General features: G+C 46.9%; 1 protein-coding gene. It reads left to right on the top strand.

Annotated elements, in window-relative coordinates; all coding sequences use genetic code 11:
• Positions 1-44 precede the first annotated feature (44 nt).
• Positions 45-1811, top strand: a 1767-nt coding sequence (locus HMPREF9444_RS05500; protein ID WP_009143403.1) for an IS1634 family transposase, incomplete at its 3' end; no start/stop codon positions are given.

Below are 1811 nucleotides of genomic sequence, written 5' to 3'. Positions count from 1 at the left end.
TTGTTTTTAAGGCAAATTATCCTTGAATAACCAAGGAGTTTTACATGACTGTCCGCCGCCCGCACCGCAGAGTTGATTTAACCGCAGATCCCCGCTTCAACAGTAATGCCTTTGATGCCGCCGCTTTGTTCGGCAGTCAATGCGCCGTTTCCTCCCAAGCTCTTGACACCACCGGATTGGTTGCGGGCATGTTCGATTATTTAGGTCTTGAAGAGCTTATTGATACATATATCGGCAAAGCAGGCTCACACGTTAAAGTAAATTGCGGAGCCGTTACCAAGGCGTTGGTGATGCAGCTGTTAAGCGTACCGTATCAGACCTTATCCGGTACAGTGGAATTCTATAAGCGCCGTCCTTTATGTGCATTGCTCAATCAGGACATTATGCCTGAAGATTTAAACCGGCATGTGTTAAGCCGTTATTTGGATGAAGTGTATGAGCTTGGGGCGGAGAAATTGTTTGTACTGTGTGCCCGAAAGGCGGCACGCAAACTTGATTTGAAAATAAGCGAAGCGCACATTGATTCAACCTCCTTTCACTATGACGGCAGTGAAAAAGATGAGGAAGAATGCAGTTTGCGTATTGCTGCGGGACATTCCCGTGACCACAGACCGGATTTGCCGCAGGTTATTTCCTTAATGATAAGTGACGGCGGCAGCAAACTGCCTTTATATCAAAGAGCGGTAAGCGGCAATACGCATGACAACAAATCCTTTTGGGAAACGTTGACGCAGGCATGGCCGTTAATCATAGAGCAGTTTAAAGACTTGAAATATCTTGTCGGCGACAGTGCATTATATTCGGAAGAAAACTTCATCAAAGCCTATGAGAACAACATCAAAATCGTTACCCGGGTACCTGACGGCACTAATCTTGCCAAAAAGTGCTTTGCTCAAGCATTAAACGCAGCCGGAGCAATGACGGACATCAATCCTGAAGCTCCTGACGGAGTTAAATGCATGTGGTGTGAAGACGCCGTAGTCGGAGGACAAAACATCAGGCTTTTGCTTATCGACAACCGCAATCTTAAAGAGCAAAAGACCGCCGCGGTACAACGCAGGGCACAAAAAGAATACGAAAAGCTGACGCAAAAACTTAAGAAACTGTCCACTGACCCGTGTCAATGCCGTAAAGACGCGGAAAAAGCCGTAGAGAAACTGCTTAAAAGCTGCAAATTATGCGTCCTATCCGGCATCGGATACGAAGAGGTATACAAACATACCTCCCGCGGACGCCCCCATAAAGGAGAGCCGGCTCCGACCGTACTGGCCTGTGTAAAGGTTACGGGGAAGGTAATGATAAATGAAAATGCGGTAAAAGCAGCAATCGCTCAGGAAACCTTATACCTGATTGCTACCAATGATACTAAGCGGGAATGGACGCCTGCCGAATTGCTCGGCACCTATAAACGACAAAGCGTTATTGAGAGGCATTGGCGTCTGCTTAAAGATCCGACGCTGTTTCTCGACGCTCTTTACCTTAAGACACCGCACCGCATTACGGCTCTGCTGTGGGTGATGTCTACAGCGTTATTGGTTTATTCATGCCTTGAATACCGGGTACGCAGGGTAATGGCATCCAAGCAGTTGACCATCCCCGATCCTGAACATAAAAAAGAACAGAATCAGCCGACGCTTAAGCGTTTATTTAAATATATGGAGAACAACAATCTGAGTCTTAATTATGTTGCCCTTACCGGCAGGCTGCATGTATCGGGATTGACGCAGCCTTTGATGCAGCTTTTGGCGGCTTTGGGGATTGAGATAGCGAAATATTACAGTCCGCTGCAATATGAGCCTTATCTTGATCCG

It is taken from the genome of Succinatimonas hippei YIT 12066 (genome assembly GCF_000188195.1).
Lineage (GTDB): Bacteria > Pseudomonadota > Gammaproteobacteria > Enterobacterales > Succinivibrionaceae > Succinatimonas > Succinatimonas hippei.
This window is presented reverse-complemented; position numbering and strand designations above follow the sequence as displayed.